The sequence below is a fragment of the Bacillus sp. ISL-18 genome (assembly GCF_018613415.1).
In the GTDB taxonomy this organism is placed as follows: Bacteria; Bacillota; Bacilli; order Bacillales; family Cytobacillaceae; genus Neobacillus.
In genome coordinates this window covers 1-14963 of sequence record NZ_JAGGQG010000041.1, presented here as the reverse complement: position 1 = coordinate 14963, position 14963 = coordinate 1, and the positions used below count along the sequence as shown (strand labels likewise).

Annotated in this window: 14 protein-coding genes, 10 tRNA genes and 1 pseudogene; 18 read left to right on the top strand and 7 right to left on the bottom strand. The window is 40.8% G+C overall.

Going from position 1 to position 14963, the window contains the following annotated elements; all coding sequences use genetic code 11:
- Positions 1 to 128 precede the first annotated feature (128 nt).
- From J7E81_RS30275 to J7E81_RS30230, 10 genes are all read left to right on the top strand, one after another.
- Positions 129 to 201, top strand: a tRNA-Thr gene (locus tag J7E81_RS30275).
- Between the two features lie 14 nt (positions 202 to 215).
- Positions 216 to 291, top strand: a tRNA-Lys gene (locus J7E81_RS30270).
- 36 nt (positions 292 to 327) lie between these two features.
- Positions 328 to 401 (top strand) — tRNA-Arg (locus J7E81_RS30265).
- Between the two features lie 9 nt (positions 402 to 410).
- Positions 411 to 487 (top strand) — tRNA-Pro (locus tag J7E81_RS30260).
- A 23-nt stretch (positions 488 to 510) separates the two neighbouring features.
- Positions 511 to 583 (top strand) — tRNA-Ala (locus tag J7E81_RS30255).
- Positions 584 to 595: 12 nt separating this feature from the next.
- A tRNA-Ser gene (locus tag J7E81_RS30250) sits at positions 596 to 688 on the top strand.
- 306 nt (positions 689 to 994) lie between these two features.
- Positions 995 to 1068 (top strand) — tRNA-Met (locus J7E81_RS30245).
- A 3-nt stretch (positions 1069 to 1071) separates the two neighbouring features.
- A tRNA-Asp gene (locus J7E81_RS30240) sits at positions 1072 to 1148 on the top strand.
- Between the two features lie 52 nt (positions 1149 to 1200).
- Positions 1201 to 1276, top strand: a tRNA-Phe gene (locus J7E81_RS30235).
- A gap of 25 nt (positions 1277 to 1301) precedes the next feature.
- Positions 1302 to 1375, top strand: a tRNA-Ile gene (locus J7E81_RS30230).
- Between the two features lie 283 nt (positions 1376 to 1658).
- Here J7E81_RS30230 and J7E81_RS30225 read toward each other — a convergent pair.
- The gene (locus J7E81_RS30225) at positions 1659 to 3290 is read right to left on the bottom strand and encodes an SWIM zinc finger family protein (protein ID WP_308162316.1); all 1632 of its coding nucleotides are present in this window, start codon (positions 3288 to 3290) and stop codon (positions 1659 to 1661) included.
- Positions 3291 to 3983: 693 nt separating this feature from the next.
- On the opposite strand from J7E81_RS30225, the gene J7E81_RS30220 reads away from it, so the two are divergent.
- A complete protein-coding gene (locus J7E81_RS30220; protein WP_215047829.1) occupies positions 3984 to 4172 on the top strand; it encodes a DUF2187 family protein in 189 nt (62 codons plus the stop codon).
- Positions 4173 to 4349: 177 nt separating this feature from the next.
- Positions 4350 to 5106: pseudogene (locus tag J7E81_RS30215) on the top strand (SH3 domain-containing protein).
- Positions 5107 to 5644: 538 nt separating this feature from the next.
- On the opposite strand, the gene J7E81_RS30210 reads toward J7E81_RS30215, so the two are convergent.
- Positions 5645 to 6088, bottom strand: coding sequence for a MerR family transcriptional regulator (locus tag J7E81_RS30210; RefSeq protein ID WP_215047828.1), 444 nt, complete (start codon positions 6086 to 6088; stop codon positions 5645 to 5647).
- Between the two features lie 574 nt (positions 6089 to 6662).
- Here J7E81_RS30210 and ftsZ point away from each other — a divergent pair.
- The gene (gene ftsZ, locus J7E81_RS30205) at positions 6663 to 7823 is read left to right on the top strand and encodes a cell division protein FtsZ (protein WP_215047827.1); all 1161 of its coding nucleotides are present in this window, start codon (positions 6663 to 6665) and stop codon (positions 7821 to 7823) included.
- Positions 7824 to 7908: 85 nt separating this feature from the next.
- On the opposite strand, the gene J7E81_RS30200 is transcribed toward ftsZ, so the two are convergent.
- The 4 genes from J7E81_RS30200 to J7E81_RS30185 all read right to left on the bottom strand — a co-directional run bounded on the left by J7E81_RS30200 (position 7909) and on the right by J7E81_RS30185 (position 10458).
- Positions 7909 to 8346, bottom strand: a complete 438-nt coding sequence (locus tag J7E81_RS30200; protein WP_308162315.1) for a hypothetical protein — start codon at positions 8344 to 8346, stop codon at positions 7909 to 7911.
- Positions 8347 to 8496: 150 nt separating this feature from the next.
- Positions 8497 to 8823 carry a hypothetical protein gene (locus J7E81_RS30195; RefSeq protein ID WP_215047826.1) on the bottom strand — a complete coding sequence of 109 codons (327 nt, stop codon included), beginning with the start codon at positions 8821 to 8823 and terminating at the stop codon, positions 8497 to 8499.
- A gap of 153 nt (positions 8824 to 8976) precedes the next feature.
- Complete coding sequence (locus J7E81_RS30190; protein WP_215047832.1) at positions 8977 to 9114, bottom strand: hypothetical protein; 138 nt, start codon at positions 9112 to 9114, stop codon at positions 8977 to 8979.
- Between the two features lie 90 nt (positions 9115 to 9204).
- Complete coding sequence (locus J7E81_RS30185; protein ID WP_215047825.1) at positions 9205 to 10458, bottom strand: C40 family peptidase; 1254 nt, start codon at positions 10456 to 10458, stop codon at positions 9205 to 9207.
- Between the two features lie 254 nt (positions 10459 to 10712).
- Between J7E81_RS30185 and J7E81_RS30180 the strand changes: the two genes are divergently transcribed.
- Positions 10713 to 11528, top strand: coding sequence for a C40 family peptidase (locus J7E81_RS30180; protein WP_215047824.1), 816 nt, complete (start codon positions 10713 to 10715; stop codon positions 11526 to 11528).
- A 105-nt stretch (positions 11529 to 11633) separates the two neighbouring features.
- Here J7E81_RS30180 and J7E81_RS30175 read toward each other — a convergent pair whose 3' ends face one another.
- Positions 11634 to 12080 (bottom strand): SRPBCC family protein, encoded by a 447-nt coding sequence (locus J7E81_RS30175; protein ID WP_215047823.1) that lies wholly within the window; start codon positions 12078 to 12080, stop codon positions 11634 to 11636.
- Between the two features lie 271 nt (positions 12081 to 12351).
- On the opposite strand from J7E81_RS30175, the gene J7E81_RS30170 reads away from it, so the two are divergent.
- From J7E81_RS30170 to J7E81_RS30155, 4 genes are all read left to right on the top strand, one after another.
- Positions 12352 to 13164, top strand: coding sequence for a hypothetical protein (locus tag J7E81_RS30170; protein ID WP_215047822.1), 813 nt, complete (start codon positions 12352 to 12354; stop codon positions 13162 to 13164).
- A 3-nt stretch (positions 13165 to 13167) separates the two neighbouring features.
- Positions 13168 to 13473: a DUF2653 family protein gene (locus J7E81_RS30165; RefSeq protein WP_215047821.1), complete on the top strand. Its 306-nt coding sequence runs from the start codon at positions 13168 to 13170 to the stop codon at positions 13471 to 13473.
- 302 nt (positions 13474 to 13775) lie between these two features.
- Entirely contained in the window at positions 13776 to 14705 is a 930-nt protein-coding gene (locus tag J7E81_RS30160) for a C39 family peptidase (protein ID WP_215047820.1), read from the top strand.
- Positions 14706 to 14743: 38 nt separating this feature from the next.
- Positions 14744 to 14963: hypothetical protein (locus J7E81_RS30155; protein WP_215047819.1), on the top strand; the 220-nt coding region annotated here is incomplete at its 3' end.

Genomic DNA, 14963 nt, shown 5'->3' with positions numbered 1-14963 from the left:
CGAACGAATAAGCTTCCTGAATAGGCTTCAGCATACTGACCGAGCTGCTGCTTGAATAATCTTTCTGAGGTCAGGATGACGGTAACAAAGACAGCGTGCCTCAAATTAATATATTTCTCTTACTTTAAGCCGGGGTAGCTCAATTGGTAGAGCAACTGACTTGTAATCAGTAGGTTGGGGGTTCAAGTCCTCTCGCCGGCACCTTTTCTTTGTATGAGCCATTAGCTCAGTTGGTAGAGCATCTGACTTTTAATCAGAGGGTCGAAGGTTCGAGTCCTTCATGGCTCACCATGGTATTTGCATCATCAGTATAAAACTCAACAAAATGCGCCCGTAGCTCAATTGGATAGAGCGTCTGACTACGGATCAGAAGGTTATGGGTTCGACTCCTTTCGGGCGCGCTTATTTAACGGGAAGTAGCTCAGCTTGGTAGAGCACTTGGTTTGGGACCAAGGGGTCGCAGGTTCGAATCCTGTCTTCCCGACCATCTCAAGTAGATATTTACATTATGGGGCCTTAGCTCAGCTGGGAGAGCGCCTGCTTTGCACGCAGGAGGTCAGCGGTTCGATCCCGCTAGGCTCCATTTTATTTACATGGAGGAATACCCAAGTCCGGCTGAAGGGATCGGTCTTGAAAACCGACAGGCGGGTCAAACCGCGCGGGGGTTCGAATCCCTCTTCCTCCTCCATATTTACTTAATTTTTTATTATCGCGGGGTGGAGCAACGAGCGTTGCTACATCGAAAAATCTGCGAGTTGTACCCATCGAGCTGCTGCTTGATTAAGCTTTCTGAGATGGGGACAGTCAGTAACAAAACATGGAGCATACTCCAAACTTTATAATTTCTATTATCGCGGGGTGGAGCAACGAGCGTTGCTTCAATGAATAAACTGCGAGTTGTACCCATCGAGCTGCTACTTGAATAAGCTTTCTGAGATGGGGACAGTCAGTAACAAAACATGGAGCATATTCCAAACTTTATAATTTCTATTATCGCGGGGTGGAGCAGTCCGGTAGCTCGTCGGGCTCATAACCCGAAGGTCGCAGGTTCAAATCCTGTCCCCGCAATTTGGTCCGGTAGTTCAGTTGGTTAGAATGCCTGCCTGTCACGCAGGAGGTCGCGGGTTCGAGTCCCGTCCGGACCGCCATTTTTATCCCAGTAGGGCAACTCTACTGTTGATATAGATATTGATTGTGTGTGGCTCAGTAGCTCAGTCGGTAGAGCAAAGGACTGAAAATCCTTGTGTCGGCGGTTCGATTCCGTCCTGAGCCACCATTACATTTAATGCCCCACAATATAAGGGCCTATAGCTCAGCTGGTTAGAGCGCACGCCTGATAAGCGTGAGGTCGATGGTTCGAGTCCATTTAGGCCCATCATAATAATAGATTATTTGTTCCGCAGTATACGAATACATAAGATAAAAAGCGCTTGTATAAGCGCTTTTTTTGTGCTCTTTTAACTAACAGCGAATATTTTTCAGTAGTAGAAACAGAAAATACGGTGCACCAAACAATGCCACCTAATACCAGTTGAAATCCCATTAGGCTCCAAAGATTACGCCTATCTAATTGTTAAAAATCTACAAATTGGAAAATAAAAAACCCTCTATTTATGAAAAAAGAGGGTTTTTGCATACAATTTTTTAATGAGCACTTATTAAATATCCACCAGCTTACTCCGCCGGCACTCCTCCTGAAACGCCCGCAGCCGCTTCGTCCGCTCCATCAGCGTCTCCAAGAAATACTCCCAATCATCCACGCGCTTTAACTTCTTATACAACGTCCGCAGCTTCTTCAAATGCCGGACCGCCATCTTATAGCTCGACCGATTCTTCTGGTCAATCTCCCGCTGCGCAGTCTGATGAAGCATCCCAAGCAGAACCTCAGGCCGCTCCTTCTCAATCACCTTCAAGCGCTCCTTCGGCAAATCATAAAAATCCAGCCCAACAAACGCCTGAAGCTCGCCCCAGCGGTCATACTGCTTGCGCTCAAACAACAAATACTCATACTCCCCAAAACTATAAGGCAGCATCGCGAGCAAGCCGCGCTCATACAATTCAAGCCGATCATTCTCTGCACAATAAGCCGTCACAGACTTCAGCGCATTCCGAGTAAACGTCACACAACTATGGTAGCCGCCTAAAGCGGTCAAATACGCCTTCACCTTTTGAAAAAATAACTCAATCAAGACCCCAACCCGGCGCCAAGCCTTCAAACCGGACAAGTAATCAATCCAATACACCAGATAAGGAACAATCTCTTCATCAGTAAACTGGCCGATCAGCTTCATCGCCGCCTCATCTTCCCCTACGAGCAGATGAAGATGAATCCCAGCTACCATCAGCGGGAGGGGATTCTCCCAATCCTGAAGCCCTTTCAGACCCGCTTGAATCTTTGTTATCTCATCCTCACGCCAAGCCTTCTTTTTGAAAAATTGCACCCACATCAGCCGGTATAAATAAATCCGCTCATACTCCAACCCACTCGCACACCGTAGCAGCTCAAAGGCATCATCCTTCAGCCGCTCAATAAACTCATCGAAGGCAAACGGCAGCGACTGTACGCCGATTTTTATCGCCAAATCCTCCGCATCCTCCATCAAATTCTGGAACAAATGCAGATAGGCCCGCCGTACGGTATCCTCATCATGGCTAAGCTGCTCACTTAGGGCGGCCAGCTTGCGGAATGACACCACGATCGCAATCATTTCATATAACAGGCGCCATTCCTGTTCAACCGGTGCACTGGCATGAATCCGGCGCTCATAAATCCCGTACAATTCCGGAATCACATAGGGGCTTGTGTACTTTTTTGAAGCCAGAAGTGTGTCAAAGCTGACCTCAAACGAATGCACCCAGCGGCTGTAATCTGGCTTCATCACGCCATTGGCCTTAATCAGGTCCTTCGCCGTCTGCATGCCCCAGTCTGTCACTTCCTGTTGCTCCCGTGCAGGCTCGCGCCACGCTGTTACCCAGTCACCAACACTGCCATACTTGGAAAAAGCAGCAAAAAAGGTAGCCACCTGGTGACGGCAAAATCCCTCAGTTGGGCAGGTACACGTACTCATTGAGGCAAACACTAAATCGAGCTTCACATAGACACGCGTCACGTCTTGGACCATAGAGGTGATTTTATTATTAAATACTTGTAATTGCTTCACGACCCCTTGGCGGTACAGCATTAATCCCTTTTGGACAAGCTTCGCATCCTCCGCATCCGTGGGAACGAGCAGTTCGCGAACTTGTTCCTCAAAATACTCCATTTGTTCACTAGCAGGTGTCGACGCCACGGCCGTAACCCCCTTTATAAAAAAATCCATATTCATCTATTATATCCAAAAAATCATGATAAGCGAAGCATGGGGACGGTTCTCCTGCTTCTTTGGAAGCAGAAGAACCGTCCCCATGCTTCCAAAGTAAATGCCCGGCCGCATTTTGCGGCCGGGCATTTTTTATGAGTTTCTTAGTTTAATATTAGGATAGGGGGACAGAGTGAATTGATAAAATAGTTAGTGGTCGGTAAATCGTTGGTATTAAATGGGCTAGTTTTCGCTTCTGTTAAAATTCCAATCTTATTCGGATTCAGCATAAGCTTCGATGGTTGTTTCTCTGCACTCCCAGCACTCCGTCCGATTTCGCTCCATAATCGCTAGTTCCTCACCACATGAAATACAAATCTCCATTAGGCATCCCTCTTTTCATTTTTTTTTAGTAAATAAACCGCCAACCTGATTTAGTATCTAAGTTGTTACAATTATTATAACACATAATATTCTGAAAAAAACATCCTGCATATGAAATTTTAGTGACAAAAATTGCAACCACATCACATGATCATGTCAAAATTAAAGGCAGCAAGAAACGAGGGGGTCTATAAATTACAAACATTACTTTTTTATTTAAAAACGACAAAAACAATGGCAAGGAATCAATGTTTTTATTAGAATGGGAATCAAAATTAAAAGGATCATGGAGGGATTAATTTGCTATTCAAAGCCAAAAAGAAAGCAGACATAGGCGACCGTATCATCTTTAAGAATGGAGTCAAAGGAATCGTTGAGAAAGTTAATGATAATTCAGTCATAACGAAGATAACCGAAAACAAGACAGAGTTGGAGTTTAAAGAAAATATAACAGTCGTCGCACACAAAAATTATAGAGTTTTGGCATAGGAGCATAGGGACGGTTCTCTTGCTTCTTAGGAAGCAGGAGAACCGTCCCTATGCTCCCAAAATGTTACAAAACAATTAAAAAGTTTACAAATTTGTTTATAATTCTGGCATTCTCTCTTTTTCGACTTCGTAGTTGTTATAATGGAAAAAAAGTAAAATGCTGGAGGATACATACATATGAAGAAAGTAATCAGTATGGCAGCTGCTGCATTTATTGGGTTTGGTCTTTTTACGGCGTCAGCCGAAGCGGCTACTGTTGTCAATGCAAGTGTATTGAATGTACGTCAAAGTCCCGCTACTAGCTCACTCATCATTGGAAAAGTAACAAATGGTCAGACATTAAACGTAATGAGCCGCCAGAGTGGCTGGATAAAGATTAACTATAATGGAAAAACAGGTTACGTAAGTTCACAATATACAAAAGAAACAAGCACTACAACCAGCGGAACGTATTACGTTAATGCCACTTCTCTAAATGTACGTTCCGGTGCCGGTACGAACTACGCCTCGATAGGCAAATTAAACAGGGGACAAGCTGTCAGCGTAAAAAAGGATCTTGGAAACAGCTGGTATCAAATTAGTTATAATGGTCGTTTAGGTTATGTAAGTAAGCAATATGTAGTGAAAACCGTTGTAAAAGCCGCAGCAGAGTTCATGGTGGAAGCAACAGCGTATACACCGCAGGAATCTCCTAGTGGAATGACAGCGGCAGGCTACAATATCCGTAAAAATCCAAACATGAAGCTGATTGCGGTCGATCCGAAAGTAATCCCACTCGGTACCAAAGTCTGGGTAGAAGGCTATGGAAACGCGATTGCAGGCGATACGGGCGGAGCAATTAAAGGGAAAAAAATTGATGTTCTTTTACCAACCACCAAACAAACAAGCTATTCAATGGGGCCGCAAAAACGTAAAAGTAAAAATATTAGACTAAGGCGCGAAGCGCGGGGACGGTTCTATTGCTTCTTTGGAAGCAGAAGAACCGTCCCCGCGCTTCCTGTCATGATTAGCATAAGAATTAAAATACCACCGCTTATGTAGTATGGATAATTAGGTTTATAACCAAAACTGTTAAATATAAACAAAGAGAAAATGAACAAAAAAGATAAAAATAGTTCAAAAATGAATGTAAGGATAAGAAATAATCGATAAGGAATAACCACCTCTTTATCAGACACGTGTTGTAAAGTTAGGCCTTCCCAACATAAATCTGCTAATTTATTTATCATCCTCATTTTTACCACCTCTATTAATTGTCATATTTCTCTTCTCAGTTTTGACAATATTATGAGTTTCATAACAATAAATGATTATTTTTTAACGGATGGTTGAGGTTCGCGAAGGCATTATAGAAAACAACTAATATATAATTATGAAAAAACTCATCAAAAAAGAGCATTGCTCACGAAAGCAATGCTCTTATCAATTATGGTATTCATTTATAGCAAGCCTAGATTGTGGCGATATCTATCTTATTTCCACCACTTCCACCATTTCTTCTGACTGGCGGCTGCAATCTGCATTCTTGTTTCTTCCTTCTCCTTCAAATGGTTGAGTAAATCTAAGTTTACTTGCTCTAAATGCTCGATACGGCCTAACAGCTCGTCATGGTTACAATCCTGCTTAATATCGCGGTCATTAGTGGTTTCTAACGGTACGGCTTCCTTACTATCTTTTTCAGGAACAATTGTCATTACAGATATAGCTGCCTGTTCCAAAGGCACACCTTCTTGCTTACTAAGTACGATTAATTGGCGGAGGGTGCTGACATCTTTATCAAAATAGCCTCTGTGTCCTTTAGTATTACGGTGAATGGGATACCCATGTCCTTCTAAAAGAGTGGCATACTTCCGTAAAGTACTGCTATCTATTCGAAGCAAATCTTGTACGTAACTAGGTGTATATATTTCCGTCATGACATTACACCTCCGCTAGAAACTTTTTCAATAGGAATTTTGCGAATATCTTTGCCCTTGAATTTGGCCGTTTATTTGATAAATTGATCAAACGTAATTCTAACCAGCCAGCCAAGAACAAGCGCAGCTGATAGATATGTACCAAGATAAAGCAAAATCTCCGGCAAGATTTCTCCCTCCTCTTATTTTTACTTTGAGTTTCATACCCTCTTATGCAAAGCCATTATAACAAGCGAATTTTAGAAATTTGTCGAACGAACAGATAGTAACGTATTTGTAAGAAGAATGTTAACATGACTTAACAAAAGAATAAGAAGATGGTGAGCGTGAAGTATTCATGAGGGAGCAGCGCCAGATTTCCCTAAGACACTAGTAATGAAACATGTGCTATATTAACTATTTTAATAAGTAGGTAAGACTTAACTAGACAATCATATCAATGTTACTTAGACTGAAACCTAATAACGATAAACATCCTTGCTAGTCTACTAAACATAAAAAAGTATAAAGAGTTCTTCGAGTAACCTTGATTTGTACAAAAACAAATCAGTTTGGATAACGAGGAGGAGTGAACATGTTGGAATTTGAGATGAAAAGGGACCAAATGGCCACGATTAAAGTAATCGGTGTTGGCGGCGGGGGAAACAACGCCGTGAACCGTATGATTGCCGACGGAGTGGAGGGCGTAGAATTTATTGCCGTTAATACAGATGCCCAAGCGATTCATCAATCCAAAGCAGGGACCAAGATGCAAATTGGTCAATCCTTGACGAAAGGTTTAGGGGCAGGTGCCAATCCGGAAATAGGAAAATTAGCGGTGGAGGAAAGCAAAAGGCAGATGGAAGAAGTGTTATCAGGCGCTGACCTAGTTTTCGTTACAGCCGGAATGGGCGGTGGGACTGGTACAGGTGCAGCCCCTGCCATTGCAAAAATTGCTCGAAAACTGGGTGCCCTGACAATCGGTGTGGTAACACGGCCATTCAAATTTGAAGGCCGCAAACGTGCAGCAAACGCGGAAAGTGGAATTGCCGAAATGAGGGAAGCGGTGGACACCCTAATTATTATTCCGAACAATCGCTTATTGGAGATTGTCGATGAAAAAACCCCTATGCTTGAAGCCTTCCATGAAGCAGATAATGTCCTTCGCCAAGGTGTTCAGGGGATATCCGATTTAATTGCTGTCCCTGGTTTAATCAACCTTGATTTTGCTGACGTGAAAACGGTCATGTCCCATAAAGGAACGGCCTTAATGGGAATTGGTATTGCGACCGGTAACAATCGCGCCGTCGAGGCTGCCGAGAAAGCCTTAAATAGTCCATTACTCGAAACTTCTATCAATGGGGCACAGGGTGTCATTATGAACATAACGGGCGGTCAGAATCTAAGTCTTTTTGAAGTACAGGAGGCAGCTGAAATTGTTGCTTCTGCTTCTCATGAGGAATTAAATATGATTTTTGGCTCAGTCATTAACGAAAATCTAAAAGATGAAATGATTGTAACGATTATTGCCACTGGATTTACGGAGCAAGAGCGTGAAGAAGAGAGTACTGTCATACAAAATTCTCCCGTTCCATCAGAGGAACCCGTGGTTACTCCATATCGAAGCGAACGACGTAAACAACCTAATCTGATAAACCATGGCGAAACCGTTCAAGATTATCGCAGGCACTCAGAAAAACCAGCAGAATCGCTGGATATTCCTACCTTCTTGCGCAATCGAAAAAGACGATCTTGATCCATTTAATCAAATGCAAAAATTCCTGCTTACGACTAAAAGGCAGGAATTTTTTTTCGATTGTTTATGAATTCGAAATGACGTTTCAATAGTTTTTTAGCAGCATTTTATCGATTGAACGTACTTTATCATATGATTTTAATAGTTTCTCAGGTACAAAAGTCCTGCCGTATTCCCAGGAATTCTTTTCTATTAAAGCGAGAAGCTGTTCTTTTTCTTCATCCTCGCCATACTTTAGCATCCGTAAATCATGTTTGTTTTTCCTAAAATCTAAATAGTAACCGAGCTGATGAAAAAGAATGAGTTTAACACAGTCTTCATCTGTCTCTTTAATTTTAAAGTTAATATTGGCGATGTATCCGTTTACTTGCAGGTAGTTAAACTTAATCGTATTTGTCGAAACGTTATAACTCATAGGTGCAGGTAGTTTATTGTTCAATTCATAATTAATGTCTAATTTGTGCTCTTGCAATGTATTTTTAATAATCTCCTCAATGTCCCATATGTAAAGCAACTTTTCCATCACTACCTTTCCGAAGAATTTAATACTTTCTTCTCTTTATTTTTAAAAAATAAAGGTAGAAAGTAAATCCTGCTATTTTCCTTTATCCTTTATACCTATGTCAGATTCGAACCAAATTTTCTATTTATGCAATAAAAAGAGGCAAGCACCTTACAAGTGCTTACCTGCTAAAACCTCATCCAGAGAAAGGATTCGATGCGTTAACTCTTCATTGGAATCTAAAATACCAATAACAATTTGATTATCCTCTGTAATGGTCGCATATCGAAAACGTTCATCCTCATTGATGAGATAAGAAGTTCCCTGTTTTGCTTCCATCTTTGCAAAGACACTTTCTGTGTACTCTAGCGGCAGAATGTCATCCAATCCTTCTGGTGGTCTACCAACCCATTTAAATAGGAAATCTTTAATTGAAAATTGCTCAATCATCGATAAATGTTTTTTAAACGCTAGCTTATGTACGGATACTGTTTTCAACTTAATCACTCCTCAAATAGTAAGTAAAGCTTACTCCTTCAAATTCCTAACATCAACGGTATTACCGTGACAGAATATTTACATTTTTATTTCGGGATAATTTTTAAAAGAAGGAGTCCATAAAAAAACAAAAAAAAGGCCAACCCTCTTTCGCTACAGGGTTGGCTCAGTATGTAGGTCTTCATTATTTGATAGACTAGTAACTTGTTCGAATAAATGAGTAAGATAGCTGTTCAATTCAAATCCATCTTCGTTAACAAACTCCGTTAATAGTGATAATTGACTGTTCATTTTTCCCATCTCCCTTGTAAACGTCTTTACTAGTACTATTCCCAATCTAGCACTCTTTTATACATGAAAAATCTCCCAAAATGGGAGATTTTAATAGAAACGCTTAAAGGCCGCGAAATGGGCGGTATAATAAGGACTATGTAAATTAGAAATCATAATGCCGTGCTTTTCATCGGCATGGATGAATTGATTTTCGTTAAGATAGATACCTAAATGGGAGATTCCTTGTTTATATGTATTTTCAAAAAATACTATGTCACCGGCTTTAGGTGAATTCACGTAATAGGTTCGGTCATAATAACCCGCAGCCGAAGTACGGGGCAGTGATTTACCTGCTTTATTGGCGACATAATAAATAAATCCGCTGCAATCAAAACCAGAAGCCGTACTGCCGCCCCAGACGTAAGGGGTCCCGATTAAACTTTTAGCAATCGAAACAATCTGTCCGGCAGCATCTGTCTGTGTTACAGGAGCTGGCGCTTTTACAGTCTCAACAGTGCCTGTCACCTTCAGCGATTGCCCGACATAAATCCGGTCAGATGTTAGGTGGTTGAGTGACTTTAATTCTTGGACAGTCATATCGTAGGTGATCGCAATTTTTCCAAGTGTGTCTCCGCTTTTGACAATATAATTACTAGTGACACCTGTTGGATTGGCCGCCTGAGGCTTAGCAGCAGGAGCGGCCGGCACAGCGAGAGCTGGCGTACTAGTCTGCTTCGCATAAACCTTCAGCGTCTGCCCGACATAAATTAAATCTAATCTCAAGTTATTGAGTGTTTTCAATTGCGCAACCGTCATTCCAAATTGACTGCTAATTTCACTTAGACAATCACCGCTTTTTACCGTATAAATGGCAGTTGGCTGTGTTGCAGAAGGAGCCGGAACTTTGGTCGCTGGCGCAGCCGTTGCCGCGTGTGCAGTGGTAGTCGGTGCGGACACCGTCACTGTTTTCCCAGGAGCAGATACCTTCAGTGTTTGTCCAACATAAATGATTGTTCCCTTCAGACCATTCCACTGCTGGAGCTCGCCGACTGAGACATGGAAACGGTTGGCGACTTTAATCAAAGCATCGCCGCTAACAACTTTATAAGTCGTTTGCTGAACTGCCTGAACGGAGGCAGTTGGTGTATTAGAGGAAAGCTGGAGCGTTTGATTGACGTAAATCCGATCAGAGCTTAAATCATTTAATTTCTTGATATTTTCTACACTCGTATTGTTATCTGAGGCAATTTTTGAAAGACTATCACCTTTTTGAACTTTATATGTAGCCGCCATTGCGGAACCAGCAAAAACGCAAGAAAAGAGAGCTGTTGTCGATAGAGTTCGAACGATTGTTTTCTTCATCTAGGAGAAATCACCTCATATTTACATATTTTTATTAATTTTACCATAGTTTGCTATTATTTTCAGAAAAATTCCCCATATTTCTCATAGAATTTTAATGTAACAGGATTGACTTTTCACTTTACCCAACTTTCAAAAAATTAAACGACATAACATTACAAAAAGATTACAATTTGATAACGTTTTCGACATAATCTGGCATTCTTCCAAAAAAGTTGTAAACTGGAAATAGATTAAATCATTTGGGGGAAAGTATGAAAAAGAAATTGTTAACGTTCATTACTGCTACCGTATTTGGGACATCATTATATAGCACTTCAGCCATGGCTGCGACAATAAAAGTTAAAAGCGGGGATACTTTATCAAAGTATTCTAAACAATATAATCTATCAGTATCAGAAATTAAGGCGGCTAATAAACTATCAAGTGATAGAATTAAAATAGGTCAGAGTATCATCATTCCTGAAAAAGGCAAGGCCGTCGCTGCGGCTAAACCTAGCACCAGCCCGGCTTCAGTAGTCTACACGGTTAAATCAGGCGATAGCTTGTCAGCGATTGCCAAGAAATATAAAACAACAGTGGCCCAACTTAAAGCGTGGAATGGTCTAACATCGGACAAGCTTAAAATAGGACAAAAATTAAAAGTGAATGGGGCTCCTGCAACGGCCGCACCAAAAACCACAACAACAGTGGCGGCTAAACCGGCAGCGTCCACCATCAATAAAGGCAAGTTAATATCAGATGCAAAAGCAGTAATTGGCACTCCCTACAGATGGGGAGGAATTACGCCAAAAGGATTTGACTGCAGTGGATTTATTCACTATTTGATAAATAAACAAAAACCCGCTCCCCGTCTGACGGTTGATGGGTATTGGAAGACAACAAAACCAGTGTTTTCTATCTCGGTTGGTGATTTCGTTTATTACCATACTTATACGAATGGTCCTTCACATATGGGAATCTATATTGGGAATGGTCAGTTCATTCATTCCGCATCCAGCGGTGTCCAAATTACGGCCATGAGTAACTCATATTGGAAAGCTCGTTATCTTGGAGCAAGACAATTATAATAGAATGTGAAAACCCATCTTCGATTTTGAAGATGGGTTTTTTGTTATCCGGTATTCAAAAAATAGGATTTGTAGCATCTTTTCTGATGAGGTGATTCCCACTCTTTAATAACTATGAGAATACTCAATTTTACGTGCAATGGATTCGGTTAAACGAGAGGCTACTTTGGGAACAGCCCATTTAATAATTGGGGTTAACACTGCACCCGATAATCCGCCTGCACGGACTTCCACTGTACAAGTCATGGTGGTTTTACCATTAAGATCTTCTGAAATAAAGTGACCGCTTCCTGTAAAATTATCTGATAAACCTTTTAGATCAAACTTAATAGTTGAAGGTTTATTCCATTCGGTAATATCTACCTGCGCTTGGATTGTTTTTTTTATCCCTTTCAAACTACCTTCAAATGTCCAAATAGACTGCTGGTCATTTATGATTTCATGTTCTTTATAGGCTGGTACGGTTGTTGCCCATTTTTCAAGGTCACTGACATAATCCCAAACTGCTTGTACATCTACTGGAATTTCTACTGTATGTGCTCCTGTCGCCATTATGATTCCCACTTTCACAATGTATGTATTGTAAATATATATATCTACAAAAAATAATTATGACATAAAAGACAGAAACTTACATCCCTCATTACTCCTAGCTTCCTTTCTTCTAATAATCTTATTAACTCTTGAGTTGAGAATCATAAATTTTTCAAAAAAACTAAGATTTTCACCACGAAAAATTGTATGATACGTATATAGCCATTTTGGGTAAATATAGTTAGTATGGAAAAATTATCAATAAGTATAGAAATAAAGGGGATACAAAATGATACGCAAAGTTTTTTTTACGCTCTTATTATCCTTGCTATTGCTCATACCGAACATGGTTGATGCAGCAGGATTTAGAGGAGGGAGTTCTTCTCGTTCTTCCGGCTCTTTTAGTTCTCACGGCAGCAGTTACAGCGGTTCATCACATGGTTCATCCTATAGTGGTTCAAGCACTAGACGTTCCTCATCCAGCAGTTCAAGTACAACGAGTTCTGGTTCCAAAAGTTCTTCCTTTTCAGGAGGAAGCACAAAAAGTTCAACTTCTAAGCCCTCTTCCTTTTCAGGAGGTTCAAGCACAAAAAGTTCAACCTCTAAGCCCTCTTCTTTTTCAGGAGGATCAAGCACAAAGAGTTCAACTTCTAAGTCCTCTTCCTTTTCGGGGGGCTCAAGTACAAAAAGTTCCTCTCATTCTTCAGGAGGAACGAGTACGAAAAGCACCACAAACAGTTATCAAAGGTCAGGTTCTTTCTCAGGCAGAACTTCAACGGTAACAGGCAAAGTCTACTCAGGTAACACGACAAAGGGATATTACCGTGGTAACCCAGTAAGTGTCCATCACTATTATCATGCGGGATATTCTCCGTTTGGCTGGTTTGGTTATTACCACGGATTTACAATGGGGATGTTCATGGGAAGTATGTTCCATCCTTGGGGAGCCACTTATTATACGGGTGGACATTACACAAATTATGGACCTTCACCATTAGCTTGGATCATTGACTTCATAATAGTAATCGCAGTGATTTATTTACTATACGCATTGGTCAGAAGGAGCAAAAGTGGTAGAACAGTCTATACAAGGAGATTTTAAACGATGAAACTGAAATTAAATGAACAAGAAGTCGTAGATGGGATTTGTGTATTTGTGGCAAATCAAAGGAACTGTCGTCCAGAAGATGTGGATGTAAAGGAAATTGACGCCAAGGATAACGGAGATATTATTGCAAAAGCTTCCGCGCATGGTGGTCAGACACATAAGTACGACAACGATGAAATCTTAGAGGGAATTTTTCAATTCCTAGAGGAATATCACAGCTTCAATCGTGAAGCGATGTATGGAAGTGTAGGATTCACAAAAACAGAAGGGTTCTTTGCTGAAATTTTCGTAAATGAACGATAATCTTCCTAATTGAATGATCATAAGTAAAGTAGGACCATCAACATCGTTTGGTGGTCCCTTCGTATGAAATGAAAACTTTTTCGATATAAATACGTCTAAATCATATTTTATTTAAGTGCTGAATTTTCCCTTTGGAGGCGAAATAGAATGAAAAAGAAGGGACCCTTTGATTTAAAGTAAGTGTCGGAAAAAATCAAAAAATTCAGTGAGATTTAAGTTTAATCATGGACAAAAATGGTAAAATATAGTCAGCGGTGGAAATTTGCCTAGATTATTAGACTAGAAGTTTGGGGGGATACTAGTTGCAGAGAAAATGGTTTAATCTTTTTGCCATGGCGTTTCTGCTGGTGTTTAGTTTGGGGATGGGTGTGCCCTTAGATTCTGCGTCCGCAGCAACCGGGGGATCTAGTCCCGTGAGTACTAGTACTAGTGGGGTCATTCTGAAAAAAGGAAGCCGGGGACCTTCTGTAACAGAGCTGCAGAGAAAACTGACATCGCTTGGATATAACACAAAAGGAATAGACGGGATCTTTGGAGTCAATACAGAAAATGCGGTCAGGCAATTCCAAAAAGCTCGTCATTTACAAGTAGATGGAATTGTGGGCCCAGCTACGGCAAAAGCACTTGGGATAAACATTCAAAGTCAAAGCAACAGCATGGTATTGAATGTGCCACTGATTAATCAAATGGCTGCCCCTCGTTTAAAAAATGGATGTGAGATGGCTAGTTTAGCTATGGTTTTAAACTATCACGGTGTGAAAGTGACGAAAAATACATTAGCAAACCAGGTGAATAAAGTTCCTTGGACATATAATAATGGCTTAAGGGGAAACCCAAATGTAGGGTTTGTAGGTGATATGGCAAACGGACCGGGGTTAGCTGTATACAATGGTCCCGTTTTATCGCTTGCGAAAAAATATGTAGGAAATAAAGCGGTTAACTTAACGAAGAAGCCATTTTCTGAAGTATTAAGCTATGTCGGGAAAGGGCTGCCAGTTTGGATTATTACGACAACCACCTTTGCACCGGTATCTAATTTTCAGTCGTGGAATACACCACAAGGACCGATTCGAATTACGTATAGCGAGCATAGTGTTGTAATTACCGGTTATGATCAAAACTATATTTATATAAATAACCCTTATGGCAATAAAAATCAAAAATTAAATAAGTCTAACTTTATTAAAGCTTGGGAACAGATGGGAAGCCAAGCAATCGTAATAATAAAATAAATCTCACATGAAGAAAATGCGGAAGGTATTTCTGTCGTGTGCAATATCTTCATACGAATACCACCGGATGCAGCATCCCTCAAACAGACTTGCCTTTTTACATAATGAAAAGGCATTTCATTTACCGAGTCGGGGATAAATGCATCTCATGGGGCAAAGAAAAGGCATTTCATTTACCGAGTCGGGATAAAATGCATCTCATCGGTCAAAGAAAAGGCATTTCATTTACCGAGTCGAGTCAAGTCCATTTAATTGTGT

What these genes read in the sequence shown, in the direction of transcription:
- J7E81_RS30210 (WP_215047828.1), bottom strand. Translation starts at nt 6,088, where the DNA reads ATGACGGAAATATATACACCTAGTTACGTACAAGATTTGCTTCGAATA.
- ftsZ (WP_215047827.1), top strand. Translation starts at nt 6,663, where the DNA reads ATGTTGGAATTTGAGATGAAAAGGGACCAAATGGCCACGATTAAAGTA.
- J7E81_RS30200 (WP_308162315.1), bottom strand. Translation starts at nt 8,346, where the DNA reads ATGGAAAAGTTGCTTTACATATGGGACATTGAGGAGATTATTAAAAAT.
- J7E81_RS30190 (WP_215047832.1), bottom strand. Translation starts at nt 9,114, where the DNA reads ATGAACAGTCAATTATCACTATTAACGGAGTTTGTTAACGAAGATGGA.
- J7E81_RS30185 (WP_215047825.1), bottom strand. Translation starts at nt 10,458, where the DNA reads ATGAAGAAAACAATCGTTCGAACTCTATCGACAACAGCTCTCTTTTCT.
- J7E81_RS30180 (WP_215047824.1), top strand. Translation starts at nt 10,713, where the DNA reads ATGAAAAAGAAATTGTTAACGTTCATTACTGCTACCGTATTTGGGACA.
- J7E81_RS30175 (WP_215047823.1), bottom strand. Translation starts at nt 12,080, where the DNA reads ATGGCGACAGGAGCACATACAGTAGAAATTCCAGTAGATGTACAAGCA.
- J7E81_RS30170 (WP_215047822.1), top strand. Translation starts at nt 12,352, where the DNA reads ATGATACGCAAAGTTTTTTTTACGCTCTTATTATCCTTGCTATTGCTC.
- J7E81_RS30165 (WP_215047821.1), top strand. Translation starts at nt 13,168, where the DNA reads ATGAAACTGAAATTAAATGAACAAGAAGTCGTAGATGGGATTTGTGTA.